Origin of the sequence: Paraburkholderia terrae, assembly GCF_002902925.1 — a bacterium.
GTDB lineage: Bacteria > Pseudomonadota > Gammaproteobacteria > Burkholderiales > Burkholderiaceae > Paraburkholderia > Paraburkholderia terrae.
Window position 1 is genome coordinate 650,976 of the sequence record NZ_CP026113.1, and the last position, 13,556, is coordinate 664,531.

Annotated in this window: 10 protein-coding genes; 9 read left to right on the plus strand and 1 reads right to left on the minus strand. The window is 58.4% G+C overall.

The window, feature by feature from the left end:
• The first annotated feature begins 28 nt into the window (after positions 1–28).
• The 8 genes from C2L65_RS32725 to C2L65_RS32760 all read left to right on the plus strand — a co-directional run bounded on the left by C2L65_RS32725 (position 29) and on the right by C2L65_RS32760 (position 9,554).
• A complete protein-coding gene (locus C2L65_RS32725; protein WP_042306107.1) occupies positions 29–1,378 on the plus strand; it encodes an MFS transporter in 1,350 nt (449 codons plus the stop codon).
• Positions 1,375–2,205, plus strand: a complete 831-nt coding sequence (locus tag C2L65_RS32730) for a sugar phosphate isomerase/epimerase family protein (RefSeq protein WP_042306030.1) — start codon at positions 1,375–1,377, stop codon at positions 2,203–2,205. Before C2L65_RS32725 ends, C2L65_RS32730 begins: the two co-directional genes overlap by 4 nt.
• Positions 2,206–2,238: 33 nt before the next feature.
• Positions 2,239–3,279, plus strand: coding sequence for a Gfo/Idh/MocA family protein (locus C2L65_RS32735; RefSeq protein WP_042306029.1), 1,041 nt, complete (start codon positions 2,239–2,241; stop codon positions 3,277–3,279).
• Positions 3,280–3,395: 116 nt separating this feature from the next.
• The gene (locus C2L65_RS32740) at positions 3,396–4,583 is read left to right on the plus strand and encodes a porin (RefSeq protein ID WP_042306028.1); all 1,188 of its coding nucleotides are present in this window, start codon (positions 3,396–3,398) and stop codon (positions 4,581–4,583) included.
• Positions 4,584–5,147: 564 nt separating this feature from the next.
• Entirely contained in the window at positions 5,148–6,518 is a 1,371-nt protein-coding gene (locus tag C2L65_RS32745; RefSeq protein WP_208647230.1) for an MFS transporter, read from the plus strand.
• A 68-nt stretch (positions 6,519–6,586) separates the two neighbouring features.
• Positions 6,587–7,570 carry a LysR family transcriptional regulator gene (locus C2L65_RS32750; RefSeq protein ID WP_042306027.1) on the plus strand — a complete coding sequence of 328 codons (984 nt, stop codon included), beginning with the start codon at positions 6,587–6,589 and terminating at the stop codon, positions 7,568–7,570.
• A complete protein-coding gene (locus tag C2L65_RS32755) occupies positions 7,563–8,975 on the plus strand; it encodes an aspartate ammonia-lyase (protein WP_042306026.1) in 1,413 nt (470 codons plus the stop codon). The genes C2L65_RS32750 and C2L65_RS32755 overlap by 8 nt, the downstream gene beginning before the upstream one ends.
• A 30-nt stretch (positions 8,976–9,005) precedes the next feature.
• Positions 9,006–9,554, plus strand: coding sequence for a prolyl-tRNA synthetase associated domain-containing protein (locus C2L65_RS32760; RefSeq protein ID WP_052426846.1), 549 nt, complete (start codon positions 9,006–9,008; stop codon positions 9,552–9,554).
• A gap of 499 nt (positions 9,555–10,053) precedes the next feature.
• Here the strand turns inward: C2L65_RS32760 and C2L65_RS32765 are convergent, their stop codons facing one another.
• The gene (locus C2L65_RS32765; RefSeq protein WP_042306025.1) at positions 10,054–12,267 is read right to left on the minus strand and encodes a N,N-dimethylformamidase beta subunit family domain-containing protein; all 2,214 of its coding nucleotides are present in this window, start codon (positions 12,265–12,267) and stop codon (positions 10,054–10,056) included.
• Positions 12,268–12,428: 161 nt separating this feature from the next.
• Between C2L65_RS32765 and C2L65_RS32770 the strand changes: the two genes are divergently transcribed.
• A complete protein-coding gene (locus C2L65_RS32770) occupies positions 12,429–13,550 on the plus strand; it encodes a branched-chain amino acid ABC transporter substrate-binding protein (RefSeq protein WP_042306024.1) in 1,122 nt (373 codons plus the stop codon).
• Positions 13,551–13,556 lie beyond the last annotated feature (6 nt).

Below are 13,556 nucleotides of genomic sequence, written 5' to 3' on the forward strand. Positions count from 1 at the left end.
AAAAAGTCAACAAATGGTGGAGACAGCGATGAAATACGCCTCAGGCCTTCAGGCCGCCGACGCGTCGTCGGTTACGGCGCGGCGCTCGCGCGCCCGCTTCGGCATTCTCGGTTTGCTAGCGGTCGGCACGATGATCAACTATCTCGATCGCAGCGTCGCAGGCATCGCCGCGCCGAGCATGAGCCACGATCTTGGGCTCACGCCCGCCACAATGGGCGTCATCTTCTCGGCGTTTTCGTGGACTTACACTGCATCGCAGATTCCCGGTGGCATCCTGCTCGATCGCATCGGAACCAAATGGACGTATTTCTTCGCACTGACGCTCTGGTCGCTATTCACCGGCTTGCAAGGGCTCGCATTGGGGTTTGTCACGCTACTGATGCTCCGCCTGCTCGTCGGCATGGCGGAAGCGCCGTGCTTTCCGACCAATAGCCGCGTTGTCGCTACCTGGTTTCCGCAAAGCGAACGGGCACGCGCAACAGGCGTGTATACGTTCGCCGAATATGCGGGCCTCGCATTTCTGAGTCCGCTGCTTTTCTGGCTTGAACATCGATACGGCTGGCGTGCCCTGTTTGGCCTCGTCGGCGCCTTTGGCATCATGTTCGGTTGGGTGTGGCTCGCTCGCTTCAATGAACCGCACGAGTCGCGCCGCGCGAATGAGGCCGAACTCAAGCACATCGAGGCGGGCGGTGGCGTGGTGAGCAGCGGCCGGATTCATGTGTACTTCAGGTGGTCCCATATGGCGGCCATCCTCAAGGAGCGCCGCATGCTTGGAATCTGCATCGCGCAGTTCGCAAGCAATGCGACCAACGTTTTCTTTCTCACGTGGTTTCCGACCTATCTCGTCACCGAGCGACATATGCCGTGGCTCAAGGTCGGCGTTCTGGCGGTTCTCCCGTTCATCGCGGCGTCGGTCGGTACGCTCGCCGGTGGTTGGATCTCCGATGCCATGCTGCGCCGGGGCATGTCGTTGAACTGGGCGCGCAAGCTGCCCGTGACGGCAGGATTGCTAACCGGCTCGACGATCGTGCTCGCCAACTTCGTCGATTCGACGGCAGCGGTGATTGCCATTCTCTGTGTTGCGTACTTCTCCCAAGGGCTGTCCGCGCTGGCCTGGATGATCGTCTCGGATATCGCGCCGAAGGGACTGCTTGGTCTGAGCGGCGGCATCTTCAATCTGTTTGCGAATGCGTCGGGGATTGTCACGCCGCTTGTCATCGGCCTGATCGTCAACGCCACGGGCTCGTTCATGTATGCACTGGCTTTCGTCTCCGCGATCACTCTCGTGGGCGCGCTTTGCTACATCTTTGTCGTCGGCGACATCAAGCGCATCGAACTCGATTCCGGCTCTGTCGAAAAGAAGGAAGCAATCCAATGAAACAACCTCAGATCGGCGTGGCGCACCTCACAGCGCTCGAACTGACTCCCGCCGCGCTCATCGCGCAAAGCGCCCGCGCCGGCTTCAGCTCCGTTGGCATCCGCACGAACCCCGTCGCCCCAGGCATGCCGTGCTATCCGCTGAAGGCGGGAACGGAGGAACACCGTGAACTGGTCCGTCTGCTCGACGACCATGGCATGAAGGTACAAGAAGTCGAATTCATTTCGATCGTGCCCGAACTCGACGTTCAGTCGTACGCAGCGATGTTCGAGGCTGCCGCTGGTCTTGGCGCCAAAGCGGTGACCGTATCGGGCGACGATGGCGACTTCTCGCGGCTGACCGACAATCTGGGCAGACTCTGCGATCTCGCGGCGGAGTTCTGCCTGAGAATCGACCTCGAGCCGATGCGCTGGCGCCACGTCAACAATATCGGTTCGGCGCGCCGCGTGCTCGACGCCGCGGCCCGACCCAACGGCGCCTTGCTCGTCGACGCACTCCACCTGGCACGCTCGGGAAGCATGCCGGCCGAACTGCGTGGGTTTCCGGCCTCCCAACTGCGCGCCGTTCAGATCTGCGACGCTCCCGCCACTGCGCCCATCGGCGACGACGCGACGATTCGGGAGGCACGTGAGGGTCGACTGCCACCCGGACAAGGTGTACTACCGCTTGTCGATCTCTTGCGTTCACTACCCGACGACATCGCCATCAGCGCGGAAATGCCGTTCAAGACGCTGCCTGCATCGGAACGCCTGAGGCTGGCGTTCCAATCTTCGAAGGACCTGATACAGCAAGCATATGAAAACCGCACTGACACGCAGTGCCGCTGAGACTCATCAACGAAATAACCGCAAGTGTGAATCATGAACAAATTACCCATAGCCGTCATCGGCGCCGGACTCATTGGCAAGGTACATATTGACCTCGCCGCAAACCATAACGAGGTGTGCCTCGCGGCCATCGCCGATCCCAGCGAAACGGCAAGGCAGATGGCTGCCTCATACAACGTGCCGTGGTTTGCGGATTACCGTTCGATGCTCGACACCGTCAAGCCCAAGGGTGTCGTGATCGCCACGCCAAATGTGACGCACGGTGCCATCGCAGTGGACTGCATCGAGCGCGGTATCGCGGTGATCGTTGAGAAACCGATTGCGCACACGGTCGAAGACGCGCGTCGTATCCGCGACGCGTCCCAGGAATACAAGGTGCCGGTTCTCGTGGGTCACCAGCGCCGCCACAATCCGATCGTGCGCCGCGCGCGTGAGATCGTCGCATCGGGCCGGCTGGGCAGGCCCGTCAGCGCGACCGTATTGTGTACATGGCTCAAGCCGGACGAATACTTCGATACTGCGTGGCGGCGAACGAAAGGCGGCGGCCCGATCCTCATCAACCTGATTCACGACATCGACCTGCTCAGGCATCTCTTTGGTGATGTGCAAAGCCTCCAGGCTGTCACGTCAAACGAGACGCGTGGATTCGAAGTGGAGGACACGGCGGCAGTTGTGCTGAAGTTCAAGAATGGCGCACTCGCGACGGTCAGCGTAAGCGACACGACGGCGGCGCCATGGAACTACGATCTCGCTGCCGGAGAGGTCGAGCGGTTTCCTCAACAGGACGTGAACTCCCATTACCTTTGCGGTACGGATGCTTCTCTCACGCTGCCGCGGCTCGAAGTCTGGGAGTATCGCACCGGCAAGGGATGGCACGATCCGTTGACGGCGGAGCGGACAGCGCTACACGCGGGTTGCCCCTACACGGAACAGCTTCGCCATTTTCGGGCGGTGATCGACGGGGCGGAAGCACCCGTGTGCTCGGCACTCGACGGCTTGCGCACACTCCAGGCCACGATGGCTGTACACACTGCCGCGGCCAGCGGCGCGGTCGTTACCCTGCCAGACGATTGATAACCGGATTGCTTTCGCCACAGCGCGGAAGTCATCGCCAACCGCTATTTCGCCTGCATTTTTTGTTCAGTGTGAAATCCATTTAATTCGCATGCCTGATAAATAAAATCCGAAAAATGAGATCTGGAATAAGGATATGCGCCATTGTCGGCATGGTCGGCATGTATTCAGCGGCCGCGCACGCGCAAAGCAAGGTGACGCTGTACGGCATCCTCGATGAAGGTGTGATGTTCCTCAACAACGTCGGCGGACCCACCGGCGGAAAGAAGATCTTCCTCGATTCGACAAGCGGCATCAACGGTAGCCGCTTCGGCTTCACAGGTGTGGAAGACCTGGGAAGTGGCTTGCAGGCGATCTTCACTCTGGAGCCCGGGCTGAACATCAACAATGGTCAGTCTGCGCAGGGCGGCACGTTCCTCGGGAGACAGGCGTTTGTCGGCTTGCGCAGCGACCTGTTCGGCTCGCTCACGTTCGGCCGGCAATACGACATGGTGCTGTACTTCGCGCAACCCGTGACGACCCAAGGCTCCCAGGCCGGCACGGCAATCTTTCTTCATCCAGGCGATCTGGATAACACGGGTAATTCGCTGCGCGTCAACAATTCGATTCGCTACATGAGCCCTGTATATCGCGGCCTGAGCGTAGGCGGCGAATATAGCGTGGGCGGCGTACCTGGCGATGGCACGGCGAATAGCGGCTATTCCGTTGGTGTCAGCTACGCGAATGGGCCATTTACCTTTGGTGGCGCATTCGAATACTTCAAGAATCCGACGTCAACCACTGCAGGAGCAGGCTTTTTTACAGGAAATGCAAACGGCGCGTCGCAGCTATCGCAGTCGCTCAACAAGGGTTACGCCAGCGCCTCGGCATATCAAACCGCGGTGGTCGGTGCAGGATATGCAATCGGCCCGGTCAACCTTACGACTTCCTGGTCCAACACCCAATATGCCGGTCTTGGTGGTGTACTCGCAGGCTCTGCTGCACACTTCAATAACGTCGACTTCGCGGTGAAATGGCTCGCTACGCCGGCACTGAGTTTCAGTGCTGCGTATGACTACCTGAAGGGTGAATCGGTCCACACCACTGCGGGCCAGACAGTTGGCAATCAGCACTACAACCAGGCGATGCTGATGGCGGACTACCTTCTTTCGAAGCGAACAGACCTCTATATCGAAGGCGCCTGGCAACGCGCATCAGGCACATCGTCGACTGGCGCGCCTGCCGTCGCTGATATTGGCAATCTCGGTGACTCATCGAACAATCATCAACTTGCGATCCGCGCTGCCTTGCGTCACAAGTTTTAGCCAACGGCTTATCAAACCAGCGCTATGGGTGAGTCTCAAGCGGACGCTAGACCAGGCGTCCATAGTTGCTGACATCGCGCAAGAGCGCCTTCTGCACGACCATCGTGACGCGCGGAAGTGGTCCTCGTCGTTGTAGGGCCAATGACTGCTCGGGGTCGCGAGTAGCGCCTGGTTAAAGCCCGAATCTTTTTGATGTTCGCGCTCACGGTGACGAATAACCCGGGGCGTGTGCAGGTGATGCTTCACCCGTCTTAAGCGTTCGAGGGCGCGGCGACGCAATCACGTCGCCGCGCCCGTTTCGTCGTCTCAGGCTGGACGCGCGTTCCGGTTGCACAGGCCGGTTCCGCCTCAGTTCCGGCCGTTTCCCGTTCGTACACCCGGCCCACCACCGGGAATCGCCTGTTTTCAGTCCTAATGCGAGGTAGTATTAGAATGTTTGATACTGCTTCGTCACCTGCTGTTTTCTTGAAGTGGGCGCTCTACACTGGTCTCCAAGGTGCATCGACATGAACACCACACTAGAGATTGGAGACGATTGTGAGCAAACAGGTACTACTCGAAGACTTGCCGTTGCGCCCATTTCACATCGGGGTTGCGTTCAGTGGAACGGGCGGGCAATTCAGTGATGGTTTCGTTCTCGGCATCATCGGCATCGCGGTCAGCATGGCAGCTGGGCCGCTGCATCTCGACGCGATATGGATGGGACTGCTCGGCGCGGCCTCGCTTGCAGGCCTGTTCTTCGGCAGCATGCTGGCCGGTCCCGTGGCGGACAAATACGGCCGTCGGACGATTTTCGCGTACGACATGCTGCTCTTCGCAATCGTCTCTGCTGCGCAGTATTTTGTGACGTCACCTTCGCAGTTGCTCGTCTTGCGGCTGTTGCTCGGGTTCATTCTCGGTGCCGATTACGTGGTGAGTAAGTCCCTCGTGACCGAGTACTCGCCCCGCCGGTATCGTGGCCGTCTGCTGAGCGTGCTCGCAGCAGCGTGGGCGGCGGGCTATGTCGGTGTGTACCTCGCTGGCTTCGCCATGCGCGACATTGGGCCTGATGCCTGGCGGATCATGCTCGCTGCGAGCGGCGTTCCCGCACTGCTTATTCTCCCGTTCCGCCTGATCGTTCCCGAATCGCCGATGTGGCTGATGAAACGCGGTCGCGGCGACGAAGCGCTTGCCATTGTTCGTCGCAGATTCGGACCCGAAGTCACGCTCTCGATAACGACAGGGGCACCGCAGCAACAAAAGGGTGCCTGGTCGCAGCTGTTCTCGCCCCGGTGGCGCAGAAACACGTTGGTCGGCTGTGTCTTCTACACCTGCCAGGTCATTCCTTACTTCGCGTTGGGCACCTTCGCCCCGAAAGTCCTTGAAGCTCTGCACGTCAAAGACAAGTTCGTCGGAGGGCTCGTCTACAACATCCTGCTTCTCGTTGGCGCTGTGATCGGCTTGCTGCTGATCGACAGGTTATCCCGCCGTACGTTCCTCCTCGGAACTTTCTATCTTGCGGCGCTCGGCCTGGCGGTGCTGACTTACGCCAACTTCGGGCCCATCGGTACGATGCTGGTCTTCGGCCTCTTCGCGTGCATCCTCTCGGCAGCGGCGAACCTCGAATTTGTCTATCCGCCCGAGCTCTTCCCGACGCACCTTCGCGCGTCAGGCGTTGGCCTTGCGGTCGCATCGAGCCGCTTTGGTTCGGCCATCAGCACGTTCCTGCTGCCGATCGCGGTTCAGCAGGTCGGCATTCACGCAGCGCTGGGTGTCTGCGTCGCGGTTCTGCTCTTTGGTGGCGTGTTCTGCCACTTCATGGCACCCGAAACGGGCAACGAGAACCTTTCCGACGTGAAGTCGGACAGTGTCGCCGAGGACCAGGTAGAGGCTGCAGGGCATCATGACGCAACTTTCGCGACCGCTGCGTCTGGTGGCAGGAAAACTGGCCTCTGATGACCTTGGGTGCCGGCGGCGGGGCGGTTGCGAGAACATTTGCCAGGACTCTCACACCAGGAAACGACATGCCGTCGAACAAACCCATTGATATGCATGCTGTACAGGTCTTCGTCGCTGTCGCAGAAGAGGGCAGCATGTCTGCCGCAGCGACAAGGATGGGCATATCCCAGTCGGGCGTGTCGCAAATCATCCGGCAACTCGAAGACGAACTGGGTGTCGTGCTGGTCAACCGGACGACGCGACCGATGGCGCTGACGCCCTTTGGCATTGCGCTGAGAAACCGGGGCGCAGTGCTGAGCGAAGAGATCGCCAATCTCAAGGCGCAAGTGGTCGAAGCGGGACGAGGCATCAAACCGGACTTGCGCATCGGACTGGTTGATTCCTTTGCGTCTACATGCGGTTCGGTGTTTACGAAGAAGCTGCTGGGAAAGGTGTCGCAGTTGTCGATTCGCACGGGTCTGAGTCCTCAACAGGGAGAAGCCCTCTTGCGCCGGGACCTCGATCTGATCGTCACGAGCGATCCGCTGATAGATGCCAATGACGTTGTCCGATACCGGCTGTTCTCCGAGCGGTACTTCGTGATAACGCCGAAAAGCCTCGGAACGCCCGTGAAGACCATCGACGACTTGCGCACGCTGATTCACAGCTTGCCCATAGTCAGGTTCAACCGGACGTCTCAGGTGGGCATGCAGATCGAACGGTACCTCCGGCGCATCGAGATACGCGCACCGAACAGGCTCGAACTGGACAACGCCGATGCTCTGACCTCGATGGTGGCAGAAGGAATCGGTTGGGCCATTACATCACCGATGTGCCTTCTTCAGGGCGTGACGCATGCGGGCAACGTTGCCACGCATGTAGTCGAGAACTTAGGCCTGGAGCGCTCACTGTACCTCGTGGCGCGCCGGGACGAATACAACGTTTTTTTCGACGACGCTTGCGAGACAGCGCGCGAAGTTATCGAGACATCGTTCCTGCCGAGACTGACAGCGCTCGACGGGGGCATTGAAAAACTTATCACCGTTGGCGGAAGGAATCTTCATGAATAAGCTTGCACAGGGCGAAGTTCGCATTGAACGTGACTATGTTGGTGAGGTCACCATTCCCGGCGACAAACTGTACGGCGTGAATACTGTTCGTGGGGTCGACAACCTCACGGTTTCGCCGCTGAACATCGCCCATTATCCCGAGTTTCGAGACGCCTTTGCGCAGGTCAAATGGGCTGCGGCATTGGCCAATCGCGACAACGAAGTCATCACCAACCAGCAATGTGAAGCCATCGTTGCAGCTTGCAAGGAAGTCATCGAGGGGCGATTCGACGCCTCATTTGTGGTCGACCTTATGGAAGGTTCGGGTGGCACGTCGACCAATATGAATTTCAACGAGGTCATCGCGAATCGCGCCCAGCAGGTCCTGGGTCACGCTGCTGGGTCTTACGAGGTCGTTCATCCGAATGACCATGTCAACCGTTCCCAATCGACGAACGATGCGTATCCTGCCGCCTTGAAGATTGCCACGTATGCGATGCTCGGGCCGCTTATCAGGGCGGTTACGCAACTCGCGGTACTTTTCAACAGCAAGGCCACGGAGTTCGCGGACGTTTTACATCTGGGCCGGACCTGCCTGCAGGATGCCCAGCCGATGCGTCTCGGCCAGCTCTTTGGCGGCTACGCATCCCTGACAGAACGCCTGGCAGAAGAGCTTGCCGCGGTGCGCGAAAAGCTTCGCACGCTTCCGCTAGGCGGTACGGCTATCGGGACTGGCTTCGGTGCTCCAGCAGGTTATCGCGCGGCGGTGTACGCGCATCTCCAGAGCGTGACCGGTGTCGACTATCGGGCGCCGGCAAATCCATTCGACGCCATGCAGAACATGGACGTGTTCTCGCGCGTCTCCGCCGAACTTCGCACTTGCGCGGTGTCGCTCGCAAAGATCGCTTCCGACCTGACCGTGCTGTCATCCGGTCCTGTCGGCGGCCTTGCGGAACTGAAACTGCCGGAGGCACAGGCTGGCTCGTCGATCATGCCGGGCAAGGTCAATCCCGTCCTGCCGATGGCGATGATCCAGTTGAGCTTCGCGGTCGTTGGAAATGACGTCGCCGTTGCTCAGGCGGTTCAGTACGGCGAACTGGAAATCAATCACTTCGAGCCCGTTGTTGCTTCTCGCGTTTTCGACAGTATCGCGTTGCTGACCAACGGCATTCAGCGCTTTGGCGAAAAGTGTGTGAAGGGCATCGAGGCTGACGTGGCACGCAACGAGAAGCATCTGATGGAGTCGATGGCTGTCGCGACAGCGCTTGTTCCCAGGATTGGCTATGCTCGCGTTAGCAAGCTCGCACGGCAATCGGTGGCCGAGGGTCGCTCTATGGTCGCTATTCTGGACGAGTCCGGATTGCTTTCACCGGACGACACGATCGCCGCTATCCGCAAGGCATCGTATCCTGTGTTTGATGCCTGACCCAATGGTGTATGGAAAACCGGCTCTGAAATGGTTCTGGGGCCGGTCTGTTTCTGGAACAACGCGAACGACAGCATGCCAGGAAAAGACGAAGTATTGAAGCTTCTTGAAGATCGGGAGATTCCATTTTCTTGCGAGGAACACGACCCGGTACACAACATGGCAGAGTCCGCAATGTTGACACTTTCAGCCGTAGGGGCTCGTTGCAAGAACCTGCTCCTGCAGGATAAGAAGGGGCACTACTTTCTGATCGTAACAACCGCCACCAAGTCGCTATATCTGGCTGGTATCACTGAAACAATCGACAGCAAACGCCTGTCGTTTGCGTCTGCGGATACGCTCTTCGAGCTACTGGGTATACGTACGGGCGCGTTGAGCCCACTTGCGCTGGTCAATGACGAAGCCAAACGGGTGCGACTTGTCATTGATGCCGAATTGACCGAAGAAGAAATCTTTCTGTTTCACCCACTCGAGAACAATGCGAGCGTATCGCTTTCCAGAGGCGCTCTGGACGCCTTTCTTCGCAGCATCGAACATCCAGCAGACTGGCTACCTCTCGCGGCAAGAAAATCAGGTTGAAGCCAACGGGGCGTAGCTCGGATGTTCTGATGGGCACGGATACGGGCTGGTTAGCTTCCGTAAGTTCGCGGAACGGACGTTGACGCCTTGAAACGAAAACTACTTCGTTAGCTTTGCCATTCGGGCTTGACTGCAAAACTGTGGAACGCGCAACGATAGGCTCAATTTGGTGTTTGGTCGTCTAACGAAACGCGCGCCGCTACCCGGCCTGCTTGTGGCTAACCCAGAGTTAGAAACTTGTTCGAAAAAAGCGAACGCAGTGCGGGGCGCCACGCGGTCTTTACGCAGGCGAGAGCAAGCCCGGAATGTCTGCGTTATTCGGCCCTTGCCTCTCCGACTGTGTACATGGCTACAGCGGGTCGATCAGTGCCGACGGCATCGGGCACGAGTCGGGCAGCTAGAGACATTCGGATCCGGTTCTTGGATCTCGGCACCTGGAGGGACAGCGGCCGTTGCCGGCGAACAGGTTAAGTTTTACCGTCTCCCGATTGCGCGGCCATTACGTCATATCGCGTGAGGCCTCAGAGACGATCAGGAATCGGCGCAAACAGTTCTCGACGATTTGTGATACATCGTTGTCGTAACCGGCACTGTAAAGACTGCCTAGAAAACAGATTGAGCCGGCAGCGAATAATCCGCCGCCGCTCGGGCCGAAGCCGCAGATCATGTGGGCTCGAATCCCGCTATGCACTCGAGGTTTGCCGACCATTCGATTGAAGAGAAGCTCTTCGGGGACGGTCACAAAGCTGGAGTCGTGATCGTCGGAGTACGCGACCACTTGCACGTAGGCGGGCGTGCCAAGGTCGCTCGCAGTCTGGTCAATTTCGAAGCCGGCTGCGCCTCCGCCGGACAAGCCAAAGTTTCCAAGTGCATCTCCCGCATCCGCTTTAACGCCCGCGAAGAGCCACGCATATTCGGGGGTGAATGAGACGGGCGCGCGACGATAATATGAGCCTCGAAAGTTTCCCTCTGCCGTAAATCCGACTCCAGCAACTTTTTGAGGCGGCAATCCGTTTCGACGCCACATACCTCCATATTCGCCGTCCAACTGGTTGTAGTACTCACCGGGTTGGCTTTCCCAAACTCGCATGCCCGCCTCGGCTCGACGAATTTCAAGCAGATGAGGCGCTGACGCAGCGCGCCCGATCTTCCAGTAGAAGCCATTTCCGCCTAGATACATCAGGCTTCCACCGACAGACCGGTAGGCCACGATCGCGTCCAGCATGCGGCGAGTATGGTATTCAGGGTGTGAGCCGGTAAGGACGACATCGTAGTGTCTTAACGCGTCGACACCTCGATCATCGAGATCCTCATCCGTCACAACGTCAAATTCAAATCCCTTTTCTCTTAACCAGTTGGTTAGATGCGAGTCTGCGGAGAAGTGACGCAGACCCGAGCCATGTTCGTCCATGAATGTCAGATAGCCGGGCCGCATCGTGAGAATCGGGCGCAAGCGGGACGAGAGGCTTATTCCCGATCCATCGCTGTGGTAGTTGTAAGTCGACGCGCCAAATGTGGTTACGACGTCCGGGTTGTGAGGATAGGCCTCCCATGCGTTGACGCGAGCAGCGAGCGCGCCAGAAAAATTTCCACGGGCGTTGTTCGCGTAGGCCAGGTATGTCAGCGTGGGTGCAAGAAACGCGATGCGCGCATGCTTTCCCTCCGAAGCAACCGTGACATAAAACGGAATTGTGTCGACACCTTCTCCGTTGTCCACGCGCAGCCCGTAGACGCCCGATGGCATATCAGCCGGAACCCGGAAATCTATCGACGTTTGCCAGTCGCAGTCGGACAGGTCGTCGGCGTGGAACCGGATCGCCTGGTATTCATCCGGTGCGTGCTTCCAGTCGAGTTCCCGGCCAGTCCATCCTGACGACCTGACCGCGCGCATCGGCGTGTTGACGAGCACCAGTGGGGTGTCGCTATCAACGCGGTTTGCTACGCAGCCGTGATCGAGCGTTGGCCTGAAGTCCCAATGCGCCAGTAGAGAGTCCTGCGACTGCCCGTCGTATGACTCGTTGCTGGCCCCCCACAAGGCGGGGCTCTCAATGAAGCCGTTGAACGCCTGTACTGGATGGCCTTTCCATGACGCCGCGAAGCACACGGTCGTACTGTCGAACGCGGCCAAAGAGAAAAGTACCTTGGTCCTTGCCGTGTTCCTGAACGTCTCTTCGCTTGCGTTTGTACCCGAACTGATTGTTTGAACGTGCCCGTCGCGATCGATCGATATCCGCAGACTTGTCCATAGATCGACGGCGACCGAGACGCCGGTGTTGATCTGCTCCCCTGTTGCGAGACTCTGGAAGCCCAGTTCACCGTGCGTAAGGGTGATCGCTATGCCATGCGTCCCGTCCTGGTTTTGCAGAGCGACCAATGTCTGCAAAGAGGCGTCCTCCAGCGTCGGTTGAACCGTCAGGTCAAGGGTGATGCGCGGGATGTCCTTCAATACCGGTATGGCTCCATAAGCACAGGAGCCGGGAAATACCGGCTGCTCCTGTCCTGCATAGATGTCGTTCAGTTGAGCGTCGACTGGAACCAGCTTCATCCCTGGCCCATTGGGGTTTGGGTCACAACTATCTATGCGCACGATCGTCGCCGTAAAGGTGCGGCTGCCGCGTGAACTGATTTTGAACGCCAGATGCTGGCCGGCGTGTGCGCTCCACGGTGTCACATAGCCAATGATGGCGGGCGTTTGGGAGTCGGAAATGTTCATAGTCGAATGATCGAACGTTCGTTGTCGTGATCCTGGCTGTCGCTCTGCGATCGCCTGCGGCCAGGGGAAACCCCTGCGAATTTTTTATTTTCAATGGTTGCAAATGGAACCAGAAGTGGTCACTATTAAGTCCAGTGTACTTTAACCACTCGGGGTGTGCGATGAAAAAATTGTTCCCTTCGGCATTGATGGTTGCGGCTCTCCTCGCCATCGGTAACGCTGATGCCCAGCAGGTTGTTTTGGTTGGTGTTTCTGGCCCTCTAACCGGCGCGCAAGCATCGGAGGGCAAAGATAATGAGAATGGCGCCCGCATGGCTGTTGATGAACTCAACAGCGCTGGGACGACCGTGGCGGGTACTCGTGTAACGTTTAAATTGGTATCAGAAGATGACCAGGCGGACCCGAGAATTGGGGTGCAAGTCGCGCAAAAGCTTGTCGACGCCAAGGTAATCGCGGTTCTGGGACCATACAACTCCGGGGTGGCGATCCCCGCGTCCCGGCTGTACCACAGCGCAGGCATTCCGATGCTTTCGGTGGCATCGAATCCTGCTTTGACTCTTCAAGGATTTAACGAGGTATTTCGGATAGGGGCCAGTGACGGGCAGCTAGGCGGAGCGATGGCAAATTTCGCTGTCGATACGCTGAAAGCGAAGACTGCGGCAGTCATCGACGACCGTTCCGCCTATGGCCAGGGCGTGGCTGAAGAGTTCATGTCGGTGGCAAAGGCGCGCGGACTCAAGATTGTCGACAAGCAATACACGAATGGTCAGGCGGTCGATTTCAAGGGTGTCCTGGCTCAGATCAAAGGTAGCAACCCGGATGTCATCTTCTATGGTGGTTACGCGTCGCAAAGCGGTCCGCTTGTAAAGCAGATGCGCCAACTCGGGTTGCGGGCAAAGCTGCTGGGCGGAGATGGAATCTGTACGGCTGATATGGCCAAGATCGCAGGCCCAGCCGCGTCGAACGCGTACTGTTCGCAGGGTGGGGTCTCGTTGGACAAGACACCCGCGGGTAGTGCGTTCCTGAAAAAATACAAGACAACCTTCAATGTCGATACGCAGGTGTACGGCGTTAGCTACTACGACGGTATGAAGTTGCTCGCCGACGCTATGGTGAAGGCAGGCACGACAACTGACCACGCCAAAATTGTCGCTCAACTCGCCAAATCCACTTACACGGGCGTGGCGGGCGAGTACGCCTTCGACGCACATCATGACCTGAAGATCTCAGCGACGACTGTGTACACCTTCAAGGATGCCGCCGTCGTAACGTACGGCAACTAGTGGCCT